At 68.6% G+C, this 16,624-nt stretch carries 14 protein-coding genes; 6 read left to right on the top strand and 8 right to left on the bottom strand.

The annotated features are described in order from the left end of the window. Nucleotides 1–37: 37 nt before the first annotated feature. The 6 genes from fni to ACZF5Y_RS14550 form a co-directional block, all read right to left on the bottom strand. Entirely contained in the window at nt 38–1,222 is a 1,185-nt protein-coding gene (gene fni / locus ACZF5Y_RS14575) for a type 2 isopentenyl-diphosphate Delta-isomerase (protein ID WP_497533441.1), read from the bottom strand. Next, a complete protein-coding gene (locus tag ACZF5Y_RS14570; protein ID WP_497533440.1) occupies nt 1,212–2,306 on the bottom strand; it encodes a phosphomevalonate kinase in 1,095 nt (364 codons plus the stop codon). The genes fni and ACZF5Y_RS14570 overlap by 11 nt, the downstream gene beginning before the upstream one ends. Further along, a complete protein-coding gene (gene mvaD / locus ACZF5Y_RS14565) occupies nt 2,303–3,292 on the bottom strand; it encodes a diphosphomevalonate decarboxylase (RefSeq protein ID WP_497533439.1) in 990 nt (329 codons plus the stop codon). The genes ACZF5Y_RS14570 and mvaD overlap by 4 nt, the downstream gene beginning before the upstream one ends. Beyond that, nucleotides 3,289–4,308 carry a mevalonate kinase gene (mvk, locus tag ACZF5Y_RS14560; RefSeq protein ID WP_497533438.1) on the bottom strand — a complete coding sequence of 340 codons (1,020 nt, stop codon included), beginning with the start codon at nt 4,306–4,308 and terminating at the stop codon, nt 3,289–3,291. The genes mvaD and mvk overlap by 4 nt, the downstream gene beginning before the upstream one ends. 195 nt (nt 4,309–4,503) lie before the next feature. Further along, nucleotides 4,504–5,352 carry a phosphosulfolactate synthase gene (locus tag ACZF5Y_RS14555; protein WP_497533437.1) on the bottom strand — a complete coding sequence of 283 codons (849 nt, stop codon included), beginning with the start codon at nt 5,350–5,352 and terminating at the stop codon, nt 4,504–4,506. Between the two features lie 79 nt (nt 5,353–5,431). Beyond that, complete coding sequence (locus tag ACZF5Y_RS14550) at nt 5,432–6,856, bottom strand: MmgE/PrpD family protein (RefSeq protein ID WP_497533436.1); 1,425 nt, start codon at nt 6,854–6,856, stop codon at nt 5,432–5,434. Between the two features lie 264 nt (nt 6,857–7,120). Here ACZF5Y_RS14550 and ACZF5Y_RS14545 point away from each other — a divergent pair, with 264 nt between their 5' ends. Both ACZF5Y_RS14545 and ACZF5Y_RS14540 read left to right on the top strand, forming a co-directional pair. Continuing rightward, nucleotides 7,121–8,989 (top strand): ABC transporter ATP-binding protein, encoded by a 1,869-nt coding sequence (locus ACZF5Y_RS14545; RefSeq protein ID WP_497535345.1) that lies wholly within the window; start codon nt 7,121–7,123, stop codon nt 8,987–8,989. Nucleotides 8,990–9,387: 398 nt separating this feature from the next. Next, the gene (locus ACZF5Y_RS14540) at nt 9,388–10,611 is read left to right on the top strand and encodes a pyridoxal phosphate-dependent aminotransferase (RefSeq protein ID WP_497533435.1); all 1,224 of its coding nucleotides are present in this window, start codon (nt 9,388–9,390) and stop codon (nt 10,609–10,611) included. A gap of 36 nt (nt 10,612–10,647) precedes the next feature. Here the strand turns inward: ACZF5Y_RS14540 and ACZF5Y_RS14535 are convergent, their stop codons facing one another. Together ACZF5Y_RS14535 and ACZF5Y_RS14530 are read right to left on the bottom strand one after the other, a co-directional pair. Then, on the bottom strand, nt 10,648–11,343 hold the full coding sequence (locus tag ACZF5Y_RS14535; protein WP_497533434.1) for a type 1 periplasmic-binding domain-containing protein: 696 nt from the start codon (nt 11,341–11,343) through the stop codon (nt 10,648–10,650). A gap of 156 nt (nt 11,344–11,499) precedes the next feature. Next, the gene (locus ACZF5Y_RS14530; RefSeq protein ID WP_497533433.1) at nt 11,500–14,097 is read right to left on the bottom strand and encodes a purple acid phosphatase family protein; all 2,598 of its coding nucleotides are present in this window, start codon (nt 14,095–14,097) and stop codon (nt 11,500–11,502) included. Nucleotides 14,098–14,344: 247 nt separating this feature from the next. Here ACZF5Y_RS14530 and ACZF5Y_RS14525 point away from each other — a divergent pair, with 247 nt between their 5' ends. The 4 genes from ACZF5Y_RS14525 to nrdH all read left to right on the top strand — a co-directional run bounded on the left by ACZF5Y_RS14525 (nt 14,345) and on the right by nrdH (nt 16,600). After that, nucleotides 14,345–14,803, top strand: coding sequence for a 23S rRNA (pseudouridine(1915)-N(3))-methyltransferase RlmH (locus ACZF5Y_RS14525; RefSeq protein WP_497533432.1), 459 nt, complete (start codon nt 14,345–14,347; stop codon nt 14,801–14,803). A gap of 29 nt (nt 14,804–14,832) precedes the next feature. Next, nucleotides 14,833–15,672: a PfkB family carbohydrate kinase gene (locus tag ACZF5Y_RS14520; protein ID WP_497533431.1), complete on the top strand. Its 840-nt coding sequence runs from the start codon at nt 14,833–14,835 to the stop codon at nt 15,670–15,672. A 48-nt stretch (nt 15,673–15,720) separates the two neighbouring features. Next, complete coding sequence (locus ACZF5Y_RS14515) at nt 15,721–16,116, top strand: hypothetical protein (protein ID WP_497533430.1); 396 nt, start codon at nt 15,721–15,723, stop codon at nt 16,114–16,116. Between the two features lie 250 nt (nt 16,117–16,366). Next, entirely contained in the window at nt 16,367–16,600 is a 234-nt protein-coding gene (nrdH, locus tag ACZF5Y_RS14510) for a glutaredoxin-like protein NrdH (RefSeq protein WP_053353789.1), read from the top strand. The last annotated feature ends 24 nt before the right edge of the window (nt 16,601–16,624 follow it).

Here is a 16,624-nt window from a genome sequence, read left to right as displayed (position 1 = left end):
GTGACGGTCGGTGCGGGGCCGAACCAGCGGGAACGTGTCATGCGCGGTGCGCCTCCGAGCGCTGCGCGAGCCCGCTCAGGTCAACGTCGCGGTCGGCGCAGAATTCCCGGAGGCGTCCGCGCAGAATGAGGTCGGTGTGCAGCAGTTCGTCGCGGGTAACGGCTCCGAGCAGCGCGTAGACGGCGCGGGTGCGCGCCTGCCAGTCGGTGATGAGGGCGATGAGGCGCTCGGCGCCGCCTGGGTCGCCATCGTGGCCGATCGCCGCGAGGAAGGTTCCGGCGACGCCGACCGCCTGGGCGCCGGCCGCGAGGGCCTTCACCACATCGAACGGCGAGCGCACGCCGCCCGACGCGAGCAGCGTGGGCGCAGGGTGCGGCGCGTCGAGCAGGCTTGCGAGCGCCGACTGCCCGAACCCGGTGAGCATTGCGTACTCTCCGGCCGAGCGGCGCGCGTTCTCGATCTTCAAGAAGTCGGTGCCGCCGCGGCCGCTGACGTCGGCGATCCCGACCCCGATCTCCGACAAGTGGCGCAGCGCCGAGCGGCTGAGACCGAACCCCACCTCTTTGACGATGACGGGCACCGGAGAGGCGGCGGCGAGCTGTTCGACCGAGGTGAGCCACGACGAGAAGTCGCGCGATCCCTCAGGCATCGCCGTCTCTTGCACCGCGTTGACGTGCACCTGCAGGGCGTTCGCGCCGAGCAGCTCGACGGCGCGTGGAGCATCTGAGGCGGGTCGACCGACGCCGACGTTCGCCATCACGAAGCCGTCGGGGTTCTCGTCACGAATCACCGCGAACCCGCGAGCGGCAGCCGGATCATCGAGCGCCACCGACACCGACCCGCAGGCCATGGGCAGCCCGGTTTCGCGCGCCGCGATGGCGAGCTCCCGGTTGATGCGGGTGGTGCGCTCGGTGCCGCCGGTCATGCCGTTGAGATAGAAAGGCGTCTCCCAGTGCCACTCCCCGGCGGCGTACTGCGCGCCCGCGGCGAAAGCGATGCTGACGCCGAGATCGACGCGATCGGCGTCGACGCCGTCGAGCGCCTGGTGCACGAAATCGAGGTCGTCGAACTCGTTGTTGCCCGAGGCGTTGCGGCGCTGGTCGAGCGCAAGGTCGACGTGCTCATCTTTGCGGGCTGCGCGGGCGCTGTCGCCGGCGAAGGCGGGTGTCGCGCCGGCCCCGGCTGGGGCAGTCGCGGCGGCGGAGGCGTCGTTAGAAGTCACTGACGCCTCCTGACGCGGGGTGCGGCGCGAGGCTCAGGCGACGAATGTCGTTCGCCTCCCACTCGCGCAAGATCGGGTCGGTTGCGAGATCCGCCCCTGCGAGCACGATACCGCAGTCGCCTCCGCCGGCACCCGACGGCTTGGCTGAGGCGCCGTAGCGCTCGGAGATGTCGCAGAGCGCCTGCAGCTGCGGGGTCTCGATCGTGATGCCCGACGAAGCGCTGAGGCGCTGCAGCACGCGGCGCGCGCGGCCGATGACCTCGGGGGCGCCGGTGCCCTGATGTTCAAAGGCGGTGACGAGCGCGTCGACACAGGCGCGGCTGTCGTCGATGAACGCGGGGTAGGGCTGCAACTTCTTGCGGGCGTCGGTGGTGCGCACCTGCTCGACGAGGCGCTCGGTCGACGCGGGCGACCCGGTCCAGCCGACGAGCAGTTGGAGCGCGTCGGGGTTGGGCAGTCGCTGCACGCCGCTGCCCGCCCACTCGCCGGTGGCCGCGAGCGTCGCGGCGACGCCGTGCACGGAGCGGTGCACGCGGAGGGCGCCGCGGTCGGGCGACGCGTAGCGGATCCACCCGCCGAACGTGCTCGCTGCCAGGTCGCCGCCCGAGGCGGTCGGAGCGACCTCGATCGTCGCGAGCAGCGCGAGCTTGAACCGCTCGGTGCGGGTGAGGTCGAGGCCGTAGAACTCGTCGAGCGCGGCGACGACGGCGACGGTGACTGCCGCCGACGAGCCGAGGCCGAACTTCCGGCCGCTGACGTCGTCGAGCTCGCTGCCAATGTCGAGGTCGTAATAGCGCGGCGCGAGCCCCAGCTCGGAGCGCAGCTGCTCGACGGCGGTGATCGCGGCGAAGACATAGTCGTAGGGCTGGTGCTCGAGCACGATGCGATCGCTCGCGTCATCGCGCACCCACACGAGCGGCGATCGGCCGTAGGCGCTGGATCGCACGCGGCCCACTTCGGAACCCTCGGTGAGCTGCACCGTGATGTAGCGGTCGACGGCGACGATCACGGCGGGCTGACCCGGGTCGACCACCGCGTATTCGCCCGCGATGTAGAGCTTGCCGGGCGCGCGCTGCACGATCACGCGTCGGCTCCCGCCACCGGCCCGTCAATGGGGGCATCGATGATCTCGGCGCCAGCGCCGGGGCCCACGAGACGCACGGAGCCGAAGCCCGCCAGCGCGTCGCGCAGCTGCTCAGCCTGTTCCGGGCGCACGATCACGGCGACGTTCGGGCCGGCGTCGGCGGTCGCGTATGCCTCAATACCCTGCTCGCGCAGTGCGGCCACGGCGTCGAAGATCGCGACGCTGGTCGGTACGAGGTAGCGGATGGGTGGGTCGCACGACTGGATCACGGCGTGCATGCGCAGCGCGTGCGACTCGGTGATGCGGCCGACCCGGGTGAAATCGTCGGCGGCGCAGGCCTCGAGCATCGCGGCGAGCGACTCTTCGGTGGACGAGATCCAGGCGGGGAAGAACGGCGAGGTGAGCGCGGTGCGACGCATGGCCGCGCGGCTCGAGACGGCCTTCTGCGCGGTGTCGACGGTGACGATCACCATGCGCATGTCGGGGCCGGTGACGGGCTCCGCGTACGAGTGCGCGTCGTCGCCCGCGTGCCAGACGGCGAGGCCCTCGACGAGGCTGCGCGACGCTGACCCCGATCCGCGGCGTGCCAGGCGGCTCAGGTCGCGGCGGTCGAGGTCGAGGCCGTAGGCGTGGGTGGCGGCGGTCGCGAGGGCGGCGAAGCCCGAGGCCGACGAGGCGAGCCCGGCGCCCGTGGGTGCCTCGTTCGTCGAGGTGACGACGGCGTACGTGTCGACCCCTGCGAGCTCGCGCACGCGGTCGAGGAAGCGGGTGACGCGATCGGCGGCGTTGCCGGTCTGCGCAGTGCCGTTCAGGGTGAACACGTCGGCGTCGAGCGCCTCGTCGAGCGCGACCGTCGTGGTCGTCGGGAACGCGTCGAGCGTGAGCGACAGGCTGCCCGCCACCGGCAGGATCAGCTCCTCGTCGTGCTTGCCCCAGTACTTCACCAGGGCGATATTCGGGAACGCGCGAGCGGTTGCGGTCGTCATGCGGCGGGAACCTCCACGGTCCAGGTGCGTTCGGCACCGGCAGCGCGCATCGCGTCGCCGATCTGTGCGGCGTGATCGAGGGAATCGGCGACAGCGATGACGCAGCCGCCGAGGCCGCCACCGGTGAGCTTTGCGCCGGCGGAGCCGACGGAGCGGGCCGCGGCGACGATGGCGTCGAGGCGCTCGGAACTCACACCGACCTCGTGCAGGATCGCGTGCGCCTCGCTCATCGCGGCCCCGATAGCGGTGTGATCGCCGGATGCAAGCGTGTCGATCGACTGCTCGGCGATCTCGGCGAGGCGCGAGAGCAGTGCATCGGTCGGCTCGGGCGCGCGTTCGCGCAACTCGCGGACGGACCCGACGGCCTTGGCGGTCGACCCCGGATGACCGGAATCGGCGAACGCGAGAATCAGTGGAGCGCCCACGCGAATCGGGGCGACCGCGCCGCGATTGAAGCGGATCGCGCCGGTGGCGGCGACCGTGCGGGCGTCGATGCCGCTCGGGGTGCCGTGTGCAACGCGCTCTGCGGTCTGGATGAGGTCGAACAGCGTTTCGCTGTCGAGCTCGGCGCCCGCGAGATCGAACGCCGCGCGGGCGATCGCCGCGGCGACGGCGGCGCTCGAGCCGACGCCGCGCTCGTGCGGGATCGTGCTGGTGATGGTGACCGTCACGCCGGTGGGCTCGTCGGGAGATCCCTCGGTGAGCCCCGCGAGACCGGCGCGCTCGAGCGAAGCGCGGATCGCGGTGACCACCGGAGCGAGACGCTCGGGTGCATCGTCGACGGTGCCGGTGTACAGCGAACTGATGATCCGGAGCCCCGGAGGGCCGGGCTCGATCACTGTCTCGGCGGTGAGACTGTCGACCGGGATCGCGATGGCCGGGGCGCCGTAGACGACGGCGTGCTCGCCGAACAGAATGGCTTTGGCGTGCGAGGCGCCGACCCCGCGGCGCGCTTCCTCCTGCGGAGTCGGGGTCGCCGCAGCGACGCGCGATTCCGCGTGTGGAGTTCGGGACATTCGGATCCGTTCGGTCGGCTCCCGAGGCGTGGACGGCCGCCGGGCACACGTGAAGAGGGCCGGACTTCTCCGTCCCTCATTACGTCAGATCTCTTAGGGTATGCCGATCCGCCTGAAGATGCGACCCGGGGCGGCGGCCCAAAATCTGCTCACCGCCCCGGAAACTCCCGATCGCTTCGAGAATTCGACCCGAAATCAGCTCTCGGCGGAAGGTGCGGGGTTGATCACGCGGCCCCACGTGCTCTTGTTGCCCCAGATGTTCTGACGCAGGCCCTCGAGCTGCAGCGCCTGGCTGTGGTCGACGAAGAGATTGACCTCGTTGCCGTAGTTCTTGATGTACCACTCGAAGACCGGGCCGTCTGCCGCCTCGAACATCACGTTCTCGAGCCCGAGGCCGTTGATGATCGACGCGGCCGCGCCCGTGTTCCACTCGCGCACGTTTTCGGTGATGCCCTCGGACTCGATCATGATGATCGATGCGCCCGCGTCGAGTGCGCGCTGCCCGCGGTCGATCAGGTCGCCGATGTCTTTCTTGCTCTCGCCCGCCAGCTCGGCCTCGCTCGAATCGCCGCCCGATCCGATCTGAATGCCGAGCTCCGGCTTCGCCTTCAGGCCGGCCTTCACGACCTTGTCGACGAGGCGCAGCAGGCCCGACGTATTCAGCATGATGAAGCCGGTCGAGATTTCGATGACGTCGAAGCCGACCTCCTTCGCCTCCTTGAGGTAGTGGTCGACCGCGTCGTCGCCGTAGCGCAGCACGGTCTCGATCCAGCCGCCCGACGACACGTACGAGCCGTGCTCGTGGGCGATGTCGCTGAACGTGCGCACCTGTTCCTGGGGCAGCAGCGCGAAGGATCCACCCGCCCACTTGATGCCGTCGACCCACTGACCGCCGACGTCGAACACATCCTGCAGGTGACGGGTGCCGAAGGTGTCGTAGTAGGGCGCGCGGATCTCGGTGATGCCGAACGTGCGCGGCTTGGCCGGGCGGTAGGCGCGGGGAACGAAGTTGAAGGAGACGTCGTGGGGAACTGCGGTGCTCATGGTGAGCTCCTTTCGTGCGGTGGTGCGGTTGATGCGGTGCGGTGTGCGCGGTGTGCGCAGGCTGCTCTGCGGTGTGGGATCAGGCGGCGTGCGCGGCAGACGCCGTGGTCGCCCCGTCTGCGTTCTGCGCGGCGCTGCGGGTGCGGGGTACGCGTGCGAGCGCTGCGGTCAACTCGCGCGTGCTGCGCGCGTCGAGATCGTGCACGATCTCCGCGATCTCGTCGCGGAGCGCCTGGTCGGCGAACGGCGACGTGAGGGCGTCGAACTTACGCCGGGCCGAGACCCAGTCGAGGGGGTTGTCGTGGAAGCCGTGGTGGCTGTCTTGCGACGAGCGGAAGACCGTGCCGTCGGCGAGCTCGACCTCGAGATCAGCTGGCATGTGCGCCGGGAATCGCGCCGAGAACTCATCGCTCGGAGTGATGGTGACGCGGGTCATGAGGCCCTGCACGTCGGCCGCGACGATGCGCTCGGGCTCGTACTGCTCCGGGTTGAGTGCGCCGTCGAGCAGCACGACCGCGACCATCCACGGCAGCGAGTGATCCGCCTCCTCCTTGTTGCGAACCAGGCGCTTGTCGCCCTCTTCTCCGCCGCCGATGATCGAGTAGGCGACGTCGAAGGTCGTGAGGCGCACGCGCTCGATCGCGCGCGGGTTGAAGCCGTCTTGCGCGCGAATGTCTTGCGCCGCATCGAGCGCCGACTGCGAGTGGATCTCGGCGTTGTGCTTCTTGATGATGGTCTGCCGCACGCGCTCAAGATCTTCGCGCGACCAGTCGAGATCGAACGGGCCCGAGACCGAGTCCTTGAAGCCCTTGTTGCCCTCGAAGACCGCCTCGGGGCCGGTGATGCCGCGGCTCGCGAGCAGGGCGGCGAAGGTGCCGTTCTGCGAGACGTGCGGGTAGGCGAGTCCCTTCCAGTGGCTGAGGTTGCCCGTACGGGTGACGCGGAGCGCCACATTTGCCGTGCCCGCGATGGCCACCGCGTTGGCGATCTGCTCGGGGGCGAGGCCGAGTGCTTTCGCGGCGCCGGCCGCGGCGGCGAACGCGCCCTGCGTCGTGTGATCGAAGCCCTTGGCGCGCACCGGCGCCTCGTCCGAGAGTCGGGCGTGCACCTGGTAGGCGACGCCGAGGGCGGTGAGGAACTCGGCGCCCGATGCGTCGGCCGACTCGGCGGCCGCGAGTACGGCGCCGAGGTTGTCGGAGGGGTGGTTCGTCTCGCCGGGCGCGAGGTAGGAATCCATGAAGTCGAGGTAGCGGCTGAGTGCGCTGTTGTAGAAGGCCGCGCGCTCGGGGCTCGTCGCGCCGCCGCCGATCATCGTCGCGGTGGGGGCGCCGCCCAGGTCTTCGAGGAGGCCGCGGATTGCCTCGGTGGGCTCAGCGTCGAGCGCGCCGATGGCCACGCCCAGGGTGTCGAGCACCCGGATCTTGAGTTGTTCGAGCGCCGCAGCGCTCAGGTCGTCGATCGCTGCCGCGTCGACGAATCGTGCCAGTTCCTGTACTTCGGTCATCGCCCATTCCAATCATCCGATGAATATAAGGGTCACCTTCATTAGACTCCTGAAGTATCTCGACGTCAAGATAGTTTCTCTGGGAATGCTCACGGTTTTCAGGCGTATCGTGCGCGTGCGGCGCGCGTTTCTTGCGGGTGTCCGATCAACGCGCCGCTGCGTGCCGCGCCGACTCGCGGCTCCCTGTCGTATCAACGTGCGACCGCCCGACGCGAACAAATCGACCGAGTGTCGGCGGCGCGCGATATTCTCCGAGGTATGAGCATGGGTGGCGGCCCGGGAGGCCGAGGGTCTCGCGTATCGGCGGGCGACGCAGAACTGCAGCGCAAGCTGAACCGCGCCGCCCCGAAAGTCGACGGGCTCGGGCACCGCATCGCCGAACTCTTCCGGCCTTACCGTGGGCAGCTCGTCATCATCGTGGCACTCGTGCTGGTGTCGGCGGCGCTCGCGATCCTGCCCCCGCTGTTGACGCAGCGCGTCTTCGATGACGGGCTCTTTCCGCTCGACGGCGGCGGGCCGCACCTCACGACCCTCGCCTGGCTCGTCGCCGCGATGATCGCCGTGTTCATCGTCTCCTCGGGCCTTGGCATCGTGCAAACCCTCTTCACCGCGCGCGTCGGCAATCGCGTAATGGGCGACCTGCGCGTCAAGCTGTTCTCGCACCTGCAATCCATGGAGTTGGGCTTCTTCACGCGCACGAAGACGGGCGTCATTCAGTCGCGACTCCAGAACGACGTCGGCGGCGTGGCCAACGTGCTGACGAATACGGTGTCGAACATCATCGGCAACACCGTCACCGTGGTGGCTGCCGCGGTCGCGATGATCTTGCTCAGCTGGCAGCTCACGCTCATCGCCGTGGTGATCATGCCCGTGCTCGTCATCGCCCAGCGGCGCGTCGGGCAGATCCGTGCGAAGATCGCCGGCCGCACGCAAGAATCGCTGTCCGAGATGTCGGCGATCACGCAAGAAGCGCTCTCGATCTCGGGCGTACTGCTGGCGAAGACCTACTCCCGGCAGAGTGCCGAGACCGAGCGCTATGCTGCCGAGAATCGCAACCAGATCGACCTGCAGGTACGGCAGACGATGAGCGGGCAGCTGTTCTTTGCGCTGGTGCAGGTCTTTCTGTCGGCGGTGCCGGCGATCGTCTACCTCATCTCGGGCTGGCTCATCGCGCGCGGGCAAGGCGAAGGGTTCGACCCCGGCATCACCGCCGGCACCATCGTCGCCTTCACAACGGTGCAGTCGCGGCTGCTCTTCCCGCTCGTCTCGCTCATGCGCATCGCGCTCGACCTGCAGACCTCGCAGGCGCTTTTCGCGCGCATCTTCGAGTATCTCGACCTGACGCCGGCCATCGTCGACGCACCCGATGCACAGCAGCCCTCCGATGCCCCAGGTCGCGCCGGCCGCATCACGTTTGAGGGGGTGACGTTCCGCTATCCCGACGCGGGCCCCGACGACCGGCCAACGCTCGACGCGGTGTCGTTCCACGTGGAGCCCGGCGAGTTCGTCGCGTTCGTCGGCGCCTCGGGTTCGGGCAAGACGACCATCGGGTCGCTGATTCCGCGCCTCTACGACGCCTCCGAAGGCACGGTGCGCTACGGCGACGACGACGTGCGCTCACTCAGCCAAGAGGCGCTGATGGACCGCATCGGCGTCGTCACGCAGGAGCCGTATCTCTTCCACGCCACCATTCAGGCGAACCTGCGCTATGCGAAGCCCGACGCCACCGACGCCGAGATCGAGGCAGCCGCGCGCCTCGCGAACATCCACGACACGATCGCGAGCTTCGCCGACGGGTACGACACCGTCGTCGGCGAGCGCGGCTACCGACTGTCGGGCGGTGAGAAGCAACGCATCGCGATCGCGCGCGTGCTGCTCAAGAACCCGCGCGTGCTCGTGCTCGACGAGGCGACGAGCGCGCTCGACACCGTGAACGAGCGCATCGTGCAGCACGCTCTCGAAGACGCGCGCAGCGGCCGCACCACGATCGCGATCGCGCACCGGCTCTCCACCATCGTCGACGCCGACCGCATCTACGTGGTCGGCGCGGGCCGCATCTTGGAGCACGGCACCCACCAGCAGCTGCTCGACCTCGGCGGCTCGTACGCCGAGCTCTACGCCCAGCAGCAGTAGGCGCGCTGTGGCGGCGCGTCGCTGCGCCCACTCCGCTGCGTCGCTGCGCCCACTCCGCTGCGTCGCTGCGCCCACTCCGCCGCGCCGCTGCGCCTATGCCGCCGCTGCGGCCGTGCCGCCGCGCCATCATTGCGATCGGGGTAACTTCGGACCGGTGTTGCGGCAGGAATGGGCGGCCACACCCACCGAAAGTTACCCCGATCGCACTGCGCGACTGCGGATCGGTCGCTGCGCCGCTGCGCTGCTGCGTCCGGTGGCAGCGGGGTCACTTTCGGAGTGTGTTGCGGTACTCGCACCCTCCCAAAGTGACCCCGATCGCACGGGAGCGGCAGCGCCGCAGAGTGGAGATGATCCACCATCGCCGCACCCGGCCCCCGCAGCGTCGTAGGATCGAACTCGTGCGGAACATCACCCAATCCCGGAAGCTCGCCGGGGTGCGCTATGACGTGCGCGGCCCGATCTTGCAGGAGGCCGAGCGCCTCGAGCGCGAGGGTCATCAGATCCTGAAGCTCAACATCGGCAACCCGGCGCCGTTCGGCTTCGAGGCGCCGCCCGAGATCGTCGACCGCCTGCAGCAGGTACTCACCGAGGCTCAGGGCTACAGCGATTCGCGCGGCATCCTGCCGGCGCGCGAGGCAGTCGCCCGCTACTACAGCGAAGAGGGCGTCGCGGGTGTGACCCCCGACGACATCTACATCGGCAACGGTGTGAGCGAGATGATCTCGCTCGTGCTGCAGGCGCTGGTCGATGACGGCGATGAGATCCTCGTGCCGTCGCCCGACTATCCACTCTGGACCGCGCAGGTCACTCTTTCGGGCGGCCAGGCCGTGCACTATCCGTGCGACGAGTCGAACGGGTGGATGCCCGACCTCGAAGCGATCGAGCGCCTGGTCACGCCGGCGACCAAGGGCATCGTGCTCATCAACCCCAATAACCCGACGGGTGCGGTTTACTCGGCCGAGCTGGTGCGCGGATTCGCGGCGTTGGCCGAGCGGCACGGCATCGTGCTGATGGCCGATGAGATCTACGAGCGCATCTTGTACGACGGTGCGATTCACGAGCACGCCGCGCTGCACACGCACGACACCCTGTGCCTGACATTCAGCGGCCTGTCGAAGGCGCAGCGCGTCGCCGGCTACCGTTCGGGGTGGCTCGCGATTTCGGGCGACCGCACCCGCTCGCGCGACTTCCTTGAGGGGTTGCAGCTGCTCGCGAATATGCGCATGTGCGCGAATGTGCCGGCGCAGCACGCGATCCCGGTTGCCCTCGACCCGGCGTCGAACTGGTCGGGTATCGCCGAATTGTGCGCCCCCGGCGGGCGGCTGCGTGAGCAGCGCGATACGGCGCACCGACTGCTCACCGAGATCCCGGGCGTGACCTGCGAGTTGCCGGGCGGGGCGATGTATCTCTTCCCGAAGCTCGACCCCGAGGCGTACCCGATCGCAGACGATCAGGCGTTCGTGATCGATGTGCTGCAGGCGACGCACGTGCTAGTGACGAACGGCCGCGGTTTCAATCTGCCGACGCCGGATCACCTGCGCTTCGTCACCCTCCCGTCCGTGCCGGTGCTCACCGAGGCGATCGGGCGCATCGGCGGGTATCTCGATACGGTTCGGGCCTAGCAGGTCGAGCGCGCGAGCCGGAACTCGAGGAGCAGCTCAGTCCAGGGGAGCGGGGTCGGCGCCGGCTTCGAAGACGAACCCGTTCCATCCGGTTGCGGCTGCGGTGATGCCCGCGAGCACTGCCGCGTCGGCATCGGCAGGCGTGGCGAAGAACGACGGCGCGCGATCGGCGAACACTGCACGCTCGTCGGCGCCGGGCCAGACCGCCGCGGTCACGTTGTCGGTGGGTTCGGCGAGCTGCGTGCCGAGCATGAGGAACTGCTGGTCGAGGTTTGCGGCGCTGAGTAGATCGAAGGCTCCCGCCGTGGCGGGTCCGATGCCGACGATGAGGTCGGGTCGGGCGGTCGTGGCCTGATCGCCGAGCAGGTGAGCCAGCGACTCGTCGGCGCGGTCGGTGGTACGCACATCGACGGACGCGAGATGCTCGGGGGCGAGGCGCAGCAGCGCGTCTGAGACGATCTGTGAATCGGTGTCGCCCGAACTGATCACCACGACGTGCCAATCCGCGGTCGCCTCCGGGATCTGCCCGAGCGACCGTGCGTCGAGTGTCGCGCCGGGCGCGAGCGCGGATTCCGTCGCGGTGCCTTGCGCCGATGTCTGCGCTGCGACGACCGTATCGGAGGTCTGAGGGCCCTGAGTGTCGGCCGCAGAGCTGCACCCGGTCACGGCGATGGCGAGCGCCGTTGCGAAGGCGAGCGCCACGCCGAGACCGGCGGTGCGCATGCTGTGCATAGCTCCTCGGGCGGACGATTCAGTGACGACCTTGGCCGAGACGATCGAACGGTGACGCGAGTGGCTCACGAGTAACTCCAGAAGATCAATAGGGATGCAGCGGTGCGGAGCAGCGGTGGCGGCCGAACCGGAAGACTCGGCCGCCACCGCTGGGTGTTACTCCCCGGCGCGCGCTCGGCGGCGCGCCAGCACGGTGCCCGCGACGACGATGCCACCGAGTGCCAGCAGTGCGCCGGCGATCACGAAGGTCAGGAGCTGACCGTCTGAGCCGGTGACGGCGAGACCACTGCCTGCAGTGGAGCCGGTGCCGGTGGCGACAGGGGATCCCGCACCGCCGTTCGCGGCCGCCTCGGCCGTGGTCGCAGAACCGGAAGAACCAGCAGAACCAGTTGAGCCCGCCGTGCCGTCGGCTGCGGAGGTGCCACCGGCGGAGGCAGCGGAGCCGTCAGCGGTGCCTCCGGCCGTCGCGCCAGCGTCGGCAGCGCCGCTCGCACCCGCTGCATCCGCGTCGGTGGCGGCCTCGGCCGCAGCGACCACGAAGGCGATCGTCACGGGGGTGCCGTCGGCGCGCGTGATCACGAGCTCGTGGTCGCCCGGCTCGAAATCAGCAGGGATCTGCCATTGCAGGTCGATCGCGCCCGCAGCATCTGCCGAGAACGGGTCGAGTGCAATCGGCTCGGAGTGCACCTCGGCGGTGAGCGCTTCGTTGGGCTCGAAGCCCGCGCCAGTCACCGAGAGCGTGCCGCCCTGCTGCACCGATGTGTTGCCGAGGGTGAGCTGCGGCGCGGGTGCGGCAGGGCGTCCCTCGTGGCGCAGCGTCACCGTGTCGACGACGCTGTTGACCGCGTCGGCACCGTGCTGCTCGCTGCGGAGCGTGGTGACGGTGATCTCGTCATCGGAGATGGAAACGTTCGAGTAGTTGCGCACCTGCTCCTGGTTGATGACCGATGCGTACCAGGCCTCGGGGTCCTTGACGTCGTAGTACTTCGAGCCGCTCGCGGAGTTGGCCGTGACGTAAAGCACGTCGCCGTCCTTCGCCGTCACGACCGACTGCCCGGGAACCTCTTCGGCGTTGGCAAGCGCGCCATCGTTGACGAGGTAGCTGCGGGTGTAGCTGTGGTCGTGGCCCTGGAGCACGAGGTCGAAGCCGAGGTCCGAGATGGTCTCGGGCAGTGCCGTGCGCAAGTTCTTGATCTGTGCGTCGAAGACGTGCGAAGCCACGGAGTAGATGGAGTGGTGGAATCCGAGCACCTTCCACTTCGCGTCGGCGCCGTGCTCGGCGACCACGCGATTCATGAACTCGATGTGGCTCGCGGTGTCGCTGCTGTTCGTGTTCAGAATGACGTACAGCACGTCCTTGTATTCGAACCAGTAGTCGCCGCCCGAGGAGTTTGCGTTCGATGCCGGGCCCGCGTTCGGGTCGAAGTTCGGCACGGTGAAGTGCTGCTCGTAGGCCTTAGAACCGACGTCGTGGTTGCCGTTGACGGGCACGAGGGGGTACTCGCGGAGCGCGTCAGGTGATAGGAACGTCGCGTACTGATCCTCGTTCGAAGCCGTGTTGACCTGGTCGCCCGCGGAGAACAGCAGTTCGGTCTCGGGGTAGGTGCTGAGGGCCACGTCGACGGTATCGTTCCAGCCGGCCTCATCGGAGGCGAGGTTGCCCGATGCGCCGACCTGGGGGTCGCCGAAGAAGAGGAAACTCGTGTCGCCCGAGAAGGCGGCCGTGGTGAGCGGGTAGGTCGCCGACCAGCCCGACTCCTCCGAGCCGACGCGGTAGACGTAGCCGCTGCGCTCGGTGAGGCCGGTGATCGTGGCGCGGTGGTTGACCTGGCCGCTGCTCGTCGTGCCGTCGCTGGTCGCGGCGATGGTCTGCGCGCCAGTGACGGGGAATGCGGCGCCGGATCGCGCGGCTTCGGTCGCCGCAGCCGCCGAGGGCATGGCAGCGATCTGCGCCGACTGAGCGGTGTCGCGGTCGGTGTACCAGGTGAGGTTGCGGCTCGTCGCGTCGCCGCCGACGGTCTGCACGATATCGCTCGGCAGGTTGGGCGCGGCCACGTCGACCGCGGTCAGCGACGCGAAATCGAAGTAGATGTCGGAGCTCGTGGCGCGGTCCTGATAGAGCGCGACGGCGACCGTGTTCGATCCGGCGTGCAGTGCTTCGGCCGGGATCGAGAACGTCGAGGTCGCCGGGTCGCCGCCCGAATCGCCGGCGTACATGAGGTTGCGCTCGGACTCGGGGGCGGCATTCACGCGATCGTCGACGAAGCCGGCGACCTTTTCGCCGTTCACGAAGACCTGGATCGCATCGTCGTAGGTGACCTTCGCCTGAAGCTCTGAGATCGCCGAGAGCTCGTCTTCGGTGAGGTCGACGCTCGTGCGGAAGTGGAAGGTGCGCACGTCGACCTTGGAGCTCCCGACGTACTGGTTCAGCAGTGTCGTGACGGGGAACGCAGAGCCCAGCCCGGTGGGGGCTCCATTCTTCGCGCCGAAGGGTGCGGTGCCCGTCTTGAACGCGGAGTCGTCGAAGTCGTCAGTGGTCCAGGCGAGACGATCGGGATTGCCGGCGGCGGGGTCGGTGTCGTTGTCCGAGTACGTCCACTCGGTCGACGCGGTGTCGATGAGCGGAACGTCGGGCACGGCCGCGCTGGCGAAGTCGGGGGCGATGAACGCGGGGGTGAGCCCGGCTACCGCTGCGACTACGGCGAGGCCGGTGACGAGCCGGCGGCGGAGGGGGAGTGGGGAGCGTTGTTGCATGATGAAGTGGTGCAATCCTTCGCGATGATGAGGGGCCCGGAACAGGGCCGTGTTCACGCTACGAGGGCAGATTGATCAGGGTGAGAACGGGGCATGACACTTCTCGAACGACGGGTGACCAAACCCGAACGGCGCGTGGCATCGTGATGAACGCGCGCGTCGGAGGTGTCGTGGCAGACTGGGGCGGGGCCGCCGGGGCCCGCCGGGGCCGTCTCGGCTGTCTCGGCCGCGGGATGAGAGGAGTGGGATGAGCATCCGCGTCCTCGCCGTCGGCAAGAAGCATGAAACCTGGGTCTCCGACGGCATCGACCGCTACGAGAAGCGCCTGCGCAAGCCGTTCGACACCGCTTGGCAGCTGCTGCCGCATTCGTCGCGCGAGGGCGATGCGGCGCGCACTGAGGAGTCTGACCGGCTGCTTGCGAAGCTCGACCGCGATGCCTTCGTCGTGCTGCTCGACGAGCGCGGCAAGAACGTCGACTCCCCGAAGCTCGCCGCCACCCTGCAGCGCGCGTTCGACGGTGGGCGGGCGGTGACCGTGATCATCGGCGGCGCATACGGCGTCGACGATCGCGTGCGTGCTCGCGCAGACTTCGTGTGGAGCCTGTCGCAGCTCGTCTTTCCCCACCAGCTCGTGCGTCTGATGCTCGTCGAGCAGTTGTATCGCTCGCAGGAGATCTCGGCGGGGCGTTCGTACCATCACGTGTAAGGCGATCAGGATCGCCGGAAGGAGCCGCAATGTCGCGTCGCCCGCAGCTTGCCGTGCTCGGCAGCATCAATATCGACCTCATCGCGCAGACGGAGTCGTTGCCCCGACCCGGTGAGACGATCGGTGGTGGCACGTTCAGTCGGCTGCCCGGGGGCAAGGGGGCCAACCAGGCAGTCGCGGCCTCGCATCTCGGTGCGCAGGTGCGCATGGTGGGCGTCGTCGGCGATGACGGTGAGGGTGCACTTGCGCGCGCGGCGCTCGAGGCTGCGGGCGTCTCGCTCGACGCGGTGCGCCGTGGTGCGCAACCGACGGGGGTGGCGCTGATCGGGGTTGATGCAGCCGGTGAGAATCAGATCAGTGTGTGCCCAGGGGCGAATGGCGAAGTCAGTGCGGTCGACGCGGTATTCGGCGACGGTGAGGCGGTGCTTGTGCAGCTCGAGGTGCCGATGGCTGCGGTGGTCGCCGCCGCGCGATCCTGCACCGGATTCTTCGCGGTGAATGCGGCGCCTGCCGCCGATCTGCCGAGCGAGGTCATCGAGCGGGCGGATCTCGTGATTGTGAATGAATCAGAGTTCGCAGCGATCCCCGCACTGCACACCGCTGATGCGCTCGTCGCGGTGAGTCTCGGCGCCGATGGCGCCAAGCTGCTGCGCGGCGGCGTCGAGATCGCTCGAGCGGCGTCGCACGCCGATGAGGTGCGCAGCACAGTGGGTGCGGGTGACGCTTTCTGTGCGGGGCTCGTGGTCGCGCTGGTGAGCGGTGAGGCGCCTGATGCGGCGCTGGCCGCTGCCTGTGCAGTGGGTGCAGCGGCCGTCGCCGACGTGCGCTCGCAGCCCGAGCTGGCGCCGCTGGATGTCTATTTGGGGTAATGCCACGCCCCACCCATCAATGTCGGTGGTCCCCCACACACTGGAACCATGAACCCGTTCCGCCTCTCGACCCGGTTGCAGCCCCCAGCGCGCACGCGCGCCCAGCCTGTCGTCGCCGAGGCCGTTTCGGCCGAGACGCACGCGGCAGCGGCACCGGGGCAGGCCGTTGTGGTGCCGTGGCGCATCTCGCAGCGCTCAGCCAGTGGCGTGATCGAGGTTGAGAACACGGGGGGTGGCCCGTTGCACTCGGTGCGCTTCACACTGGCGGGCGACGGCATGCTCGGGTTGTCGTTGCCGCGAACCATATTGCCCGGGGAGCGGTTGCGCGTCGTGCTGCGGGGAGTGCGCTCCGAGGCGGCTGTCGCGGCGCCCGATGCGATGCTCGTATTGCGCTGGTTTCAGCCCGATGGGAGTGAGCTGCTGTGGCCGATTGCGCTCATCTGAGCCCCCGCTTGCCGACACGCCGAGTCGGGTGTGGAGGGCAAAGTTTTTCGACCCGCGCGGGGTTGTGGATAACCTCCGTGCAAGGGCGGAACGGTGCCGAAAGTTCTCCCCAATTCGCCCCTTGCGCAGGTGGATATCAAGTGGAAAACTACATTGGTGTAACTACATCATGTTGTGGTCGGCCCCGGTGTGGTTCACTAGATGTAGTGCCTCGGTCGAGGCGAGCGAGTTTGTGAGAGAAGGGCGTGAAATGGCAGTCACCGTTTACACCAAGCCGTCGTGCGTGCAGTGCAACATGACCTACCGAGAGCTCGACAAGCAGGGCATCGAGTACAACGTGCTCGACGTCACTGCCGACGAGACGGCGCTCGAAGCGGTCAAGGGTCTGGGCTATCTGCAGGCACCCGTGGTGGTGGCTGATGACGAGCACTGGTCGGGCTTCCGCCCCGACAAGATCTCGGAACTCGCCGGCCGACTCGCGTAAGACGGATGCGTATGGGGCGGGAAC

The sequence above is a fragment of the Leucobacter sp. WKLB1 genome (genome assembly GCF_059696215.1).
The sequence above is the reverse complement of the archived record's forward strand: the minus strand, read 5'-3'. Positions and strand labels throughout refer to the sequence as shown.

Bases quoted from the DNA above. Each gene is read 5' to 3' on its own strand.
- ACZF5Y_RS14520 (WP_497533431.1), top strand. From the start codon at position 14,833: ATGTCGCGTCGCCCGCAGCTTGCCGTGCTCGGCAGCATCAATATCGAC.
- ACZF5Y_RS14515 (WP_497533430.1), top strand. From the start codon at position 15,721: ATGAACCCGTTCCGCCTCTCGACCCGGTTGCAGCCCCCAGCGCGCACG.
- ACZF5Y_RS14535 (WP_497533434.1), bottom strand. From the start codon at position 11,343: ATGCACAGCATGCGCACCGCCGGTCTCGGCGTGGCGCTCGCCTTCGCA.
- ACZF5Y_RS14525 (WP_497533432.1), top strand. From the start codon at position 14,345: ATGAGCATCCGCGTCCTCGCCGTCGGCAAGAAGCATGAAACCTGGGTC.
- mvaD (WP_497533439.1), bottom strand. From the start codon at position 3,292: ATGACGACCGCAACCGCTCGCGCGTTCCCGAATATCGCCCTGGTGAAG.
- ACZF5Y_RS14555 (WP_497533437.1), bottom strand. From the start codon at position 5,352: ATGAGCACCGCAGTTCCCCACGACGTCTCCTTCAACTTCGTTCCCCGC.
- ACZF5Y_RS14545 (WP_497535345.1), top strand. From the start codon at position 7,121: ATGGGTGGCGGCCCGGGAGGCCGAGGGTCTCGCGTATCGGCGGGCGAC.
- ACZF5Y_RS14530 (WP_497533433.1), bottom strand. From the start codon at position 14,097: ATGCAACAACGCTCCCCACTCCCCCTCCGCCGCCGGCTCGTCACCGGC.
- nrdH (WP_053353789.1), top strand. From the start codon at position 16,367: ATGGCAGTCACCGTTTACACCAAGCCGTCGTGCGTGCAGTGCAACATG.
- ACZF5Y_RS14550 (WP_497533436.1), bottom strand. From the start codon at position 6,856: ATGACCGAAGTACAGGAACTGGCACGATTCGTCGACGCGGCAGCGATC.
- mvk (WP_497533438.1), bottom strand. From the start codon at position 4,308: ATGTCCCGAACTCCACACGCGGAATCGCGCGTCGCTGCGGCGACCCCG.